Origin of the sequence: Sunxiuqinia dokdonensis (genome assembly GCF_001270965.1) — a bacterium.
Lineage (GTDB): Bacteria > Bacteroidota > Bacteroidia > Bacteroidales > Prolixibacteraceae > Sunxiuqinia > Sunxiuqinia dokdonensis.
This window is the reverse complement of record NZ_LGIA01000048.1, coordinates 1-4,630: the sequence shown is the minus strand read 5'-3', so window position 1 is coordinate 4,630 and position 4,630 is coordinate 1. Positions and strand designations below refer to the sequence as shown.

Genomic DNA, 4,630 nt, shown 5'->3' with positions numbered 1-4,630 from the left:
TTGATGGTCATTCAGTTGTCATTAATCGTTTTTAATCGCCATGTTACTGACTGGAAACTCTTCTGGCTGTGAAGCTGACGGGAGTGTGCGGCGAAAATCCGCCTTCAGTTTGCAAGATAAAGCGAATCGAATCGCCACTGATGGTACCTGTGTAATGATGGATTGCTTCTCTCACATTATCTAGGCTTCCACTGAATTCCTCTGTTTTGGTAACAAATCGAATCTGATTCTTAATAATATGCCCTTCCAAAATACTTTGGTCGCGTGATAAGAAACTTGCTGTTCCGAACGCGACATCAGCTTCTCCCTCAAATTCAAAGGTCTCAGTATACCGGGTTTTAGTCCAATCATATTGAACTTCCGCAGTCCATTCTCCATTGATATCCGGGCGCTGTTCTTTGATAACAAAACTCAGCAGATTTTGAGCCGAGTCGGTGAAGGTAGATAAGCCAATGATCAAGGCACCAATCAAGAGTAACGAAGCAGTAACCGGGTTATTTTTAAGCCACCAGTTAAATTGATCGTATCGGCTTTTTGAATCGTCTTTCATAGGCGAAAAGATTGACTAATATTCGGCACAGCACAAGTAAAAAGCTGTCTGTGAGCCAAATTTACAAATTAATAATCAATCAGCCTGTTGGATTCGAAACAACAAATGACGATTGAATGACAATCAATGACCGCTTTCTGGTCGTGACATCCGGAACTCCGCTCTATTCGCCGGTATTATAGTTCGTTCCGGTCGATGTCCCCCTTAGCTCAGCTTGCTTTTATAGTCTTCATAACCAAACTTTCGCACCAGCTGAAATTTACCGTTCTCTTTGATAATGCCAATGGACGGATGTTGCACGCCATTGAAAAAAGTGGTTTTCACCATCGTGTAGTGAATCATATCTTCAAAAATCAGGGTGTCGCCAACTTGCAGTTCTTTGTTAAACGACCAGTAGCCCATGTAATCGCCACTCAGACAACTGTTGCCGCCCATGCGGTAAGTGGGTTTTCCGCTTACCGGGCCAAAGCTGGCGGTGCGGATGCGGGGCTGGTAGGGCATTTCGAGGCAGTCGGGCATGTGTGCGGCAAACGACACATTGAGCATGGCGGTTTGAATGCCTTTGTTCTCCACCACATCGAGTACAGACGCTTTCAGAAAACCGGTTTCCCAGGCAAAAGCGCTTCCCGGTTCCATAATCACATGCAAATGCGGATAGCGGCTCTTAAAACCTTGAAGCAAGCCGATCAGATGTTTGGTGTCGTAATCCTTGCGGGTCATCAGATGGCCGCCGCCCATGTTGAGCCACTTCACCTGATTGAGGTAAGCGCCAAATTTTTCTTCCACGGCAGCCAGTGTTTTCTCCAGATCGTACGATCCCGACTCACAAAGCGTATGAAAGTGCAGGCCTTCCAAACCTTCGGGCAACTGGGCGGGCAGCTGTTCGGCAATCACGCCCAGGCGCGATCCCGGTGCACAGGGATTGTACAGCTCGGTTTCCACCTCCGAAAACTCGGGATTAATCCGCAAGCCTGCTGAGATTGGCCGGCCCGATTGGGCCAGTTGTGGCTGAAAACGTTCGAACTGGCTGAGTGAGTTAAAGGTGATGTGGCTTGAACAGGCCATCAGCTCTTCAAACTCCGCCGGATCGTACACCGGAGCATAGGTGTGTGCCAGGCTTTTCATTTCGTCGCGGCAAAGCTTGGCCTCACTCAACGAGCTGGCCGTTGCTCCGCCAATGTATTCTTTTACCACCGGAAAAGCACTCCACATGGCAAAGCCTTTGAAAGCGACAATAATTTCAACACCGGCTGCATCGGCTACAGAACGGATGAGCTGCAGGTTTTTGCGTAACAAGGCTTCTTCCAAAACAAAACAAGGCGAGGGAATCGTATTAAAATCAGTCATGGGTCTTCAATCTTTTAAAGGGCACAAAATAAGTAATTTTTTGCGGAGCTTGCTTGCAAGCCAAATTAAAATACATCCACTGTTTGGCTGACAAATTCCAGGCGACCGGAGGGAGTCGCCGCGAAGTCGGGATTTCAAATTTCAAATTCCAAATTCCATCCGCCAGCTGGCGGACAAGTTTCAAGTTCCAAAAATTGAAGCCGATGCAGCAGCGCTGGTTTGAGCTTGATGGTTCATTGACCAATTCCCATTCCCCGATTCAATCTTTTTTGAACAAGGCAGGGCTTTTCATGTTTATAGGTCAAAACTTATTTTGAGATGGCAGACATTAAGGAGAAAAGGGAGCGTTTACCCCGTTGGATGAAGTCGCCGCTGCCCAGTGGTGAGAACTACTCAAAAGTTAAGCGATTAATAGCCGAGCACAAATTAAATACGATATGCACCAGCGGCAATTGCCCCAACAAGGGCGAATGCTGGAATGCCGGAACCGCCAGTTTTATGATTTTGGGTGATAAGTGTACCCGGAACTGTCGCTTCTGTTACGTGAAGAATCTGATTCCTGATCCGGTGGATTGGGAAGAGCCGCAAAGGCTGGCCGAAACGATCAAAACTTTGGGCCTGAAACACTGCGTCATCACTTCGGTTGACCGCGATGATTTGCCCGACGGTGGCGCCAAATTTTGGGCAACCACCATTTTGGCCATCAAGGCCGCAAGCCCCGGAACGACCATTGAAACGCTGATTCCGGATTTTCACGCTAAAAAGGATTTGGTCCAACAAGTGATTGATGCCAAGCCTGAAGTGATTTCGCACAACCTGGAAACCGTGAAGCGGCTAACCCCCAAAATCAGGAGCACCGCCCGATACGACCGCAGCCTGCAAGTGATTTCGTACATTGCCGAAGCTGGCATTGTGCCCAAATCGGGCATTATGCTTGGGTTGGGCGAAAAACCAGACGAAGTGCTCGAAGCCATGGACGACTTGAAAGCCGCCGGATGCAAGGTGCTTACCCTGGGGCAATACCTTCAGCCTGCCCCCAACCTGATGAAAGTGGTGGAATACATTACCCCCGAACAATTTGAAATTTACAGAAAAGAAGCTTATAAACGAGGTTTTCGATATGTGGAGAGCAGTCCGTTGGTACGCTCTTCCTATCACGCAGAAAGGCATGTGAATGCCTGAAAAGTTAGTTTATGGAAACACAAAAACATCAGGTTCTGGAGTTGGAACAGCTCACTCCGGAAACCTTTCTTATTCATTTAGATCGTCAAAATTTTAGTTTCAAACCCGGGCAATATGCTATTCTTCGCAACCCGGAAACCGGCGAAGGACGGGAGTATTCCATCTACAGCTCAGATCAGGAAAACCGGCTTTCGTTTTTGGTTCGTGAGATTAAGGATGGCGAATTTTCGCGTTACCTGCGGCATTTGAAAGTTGGAAGTCAGCTGGCTGTTGAAGGTCCGCGTGGTTTTTTTATTTTGGATGAAAAGTCGCTGAATGGACATCCGCTGTTGTTTATTGCCACAGGCACAGGCATCAGCCCGTTTCATTCGTTTGTGCAGAGTTATCGCAATTTGAATTACCAGGTGCTCCACGGTGTTCATTTTGCCGACGAAGCTTATGGCATTGCGGCATTTGATCCTGATCGGTATTTGCTTTGCACGTCGCGCGAGGAAAAGGGCGATTATTTTGGCCGAGTCAGTTATTACCTGAAAGCACACAAGGTCGATGAGAATTCGATTTGTTACCTGTGCGGCAATTCGGATATGATTGAAGAGGTGACCAATATTTTGGAAGGCTACGGCATTTCACCCGAAAATATTCGAACTGAAGTCTTCTTTTAAGGTCACGGACCAATTTAATATCTTCCGTTTCGCTTCCATCTTAAATTTTTATAAGATTAGAAACGCGACCGGAATGATTTTCAGTACTTAGATTCATCTTTACTCATTTTTTATTCGCACACGTGGGTCGAATTCCTATTTTTGTTTTCATGTATCTGCAAAAATCTGATTCATGAGAACAATCACAATTGATGAACAACTCACAAAAGCTTGTCCTGATATTCATCTGTCCTGCATTTCCTGTTCGGTTGTCGTTCAGGAATTTCAATCCGATTTGTGGCAGTTGATTGATGCGAAGAGCAGGGAAGTCAAGGAAAACATAACGGTTGAAGAAATCCGGCACAATCCGAACATCGCAGCGGCCCGCGAAGCTTACAAAGCATGCGGCAAAGATCCTGCCCGTTACCGATTGTCGTCCGAAGCTTTATTGCGGCGGGTGGTGAGTGGCAAAAGTCTTTACCAAATCAATAATGTCGTTGACTTACTGAACCTGATATCCATCAGTACCGGTTTTTCGATTGGAGGTTATGATGAAGACAAAATTGCAGGCGACATTGAAATGGGAATTGGCCGGGCCAATGAGGCTTATTCCGGATTAGGCCGGGGCCAATTGAATATTGAAGGTATGCCGGTATTTCGTGACGACCAAGGTGCTTTTGGCACTTCCACCTCCGATTCGGAGCGGACCGGCGTAAACGAAAATACGCGGCGCATTTTAATGGTGATTGTATCGTACGGCAGCCATGACCAGTTGGAAAAAGTGACACAATCGGCTGTTCAATACCTGACTGAGTTTGCCGGAGGAAAAAACTTTGAAACGGAAGTTTTTTCTCGAAACTAAGCGCCAGGGAACAAGATAATACAATAAACCCGCTTTATGCAATGGAAA

At 46.7% G+C, this 4,630-nt stretch carries 6 protein-coding genes; 4 read left to right on the top strand and 2 right to left on the bottom strand.

Annotation, left to right across the window (positions count from 1 at the left end; genetic code table 11):
* Positions 1-43: 43 nt before the first annotated feature.
* Both NC99_RS05090 and nspC read right to left on the bottom strand, forming a co-directional pair.
* Positions 44-550 carry a hypothetical protein gene (locus NC99_RS05090; RefSeq protein WP_053180525.1) on the bottom strand — a complete coding sequence of 169 codons (507 nt, stop codon included), beginning with the start codon at positions 548-550 and terminating at the stop codon, positions 44-46.
* A 204-nt stretch (positions 551-754) separates the two neighbouring features.
* Positions 755-1,897: a carboxynorspermidine decarboxylase gene (nspC, locus tag NC99_RS05085; protein ID WP_053180524.1), complete on the bottom strand. Its 1,143-nt coding sequence runs from the start codon at positions 1,895-1,897 to the stop codon at positions 755-757.
* Between the two features lie 83 nt (positions 1,898-1,980).
* Here nspC and NC99_RS05080 point away from each other — a divergent pair, with 83 nt between their 5' ends.
* The 4 genes from NC99_RS05080 to NC99_RS05065 all read left to right on the top strand — a co-directional run bounded on the left by NC99_RS05080 (position 1,981) and on the right by NC99_RS05065 (position 4,582).
* A complete protein-coding gene (locus NC99_RS05080; protein ID WP_157624473.1) occupies positions 1,981-2,214 on the top strand; it encodes a hypothetical protein in 234 nt (77 codons plus the stop codon).
* A gap of 1 nt (position 2,215) precedes the next feature.
* A complete protein-coding gene (lipA, locus tag NC99_RS05075) occupies positions 2,216-3,079 on the top strand; it encodes a lipoyl synthase (RefSeq protein ID WP_053180520.1) in 864 nt (287 codons plus the stop codon).
* A gap of 11 nt (positions 3,080-3,090) precedes the next feature.
* Positions 3,091-3,741, top strand: a complete 651-nt coding sequence (locus NC99_RS05070) for a ferredoxin--NADP reductase (protein ID WP_053180518.1) — start codon at positions 3,091-3,093, stop codon at positions 3,739-3,741.
* Between the two features lie 172 nt (positions 3,742-3,913).
* Entirely contained in the window at positions 3,914-4,582 is a 669-nt protein-coding gene (locus NC99_RS05065; protein WP_053180516.1) for a B3/B4 domain-containing protein, read from the top strand.
* The last annotated feature ends 48 nt before the right edge of the window (positions 4,583-4,630 follow it).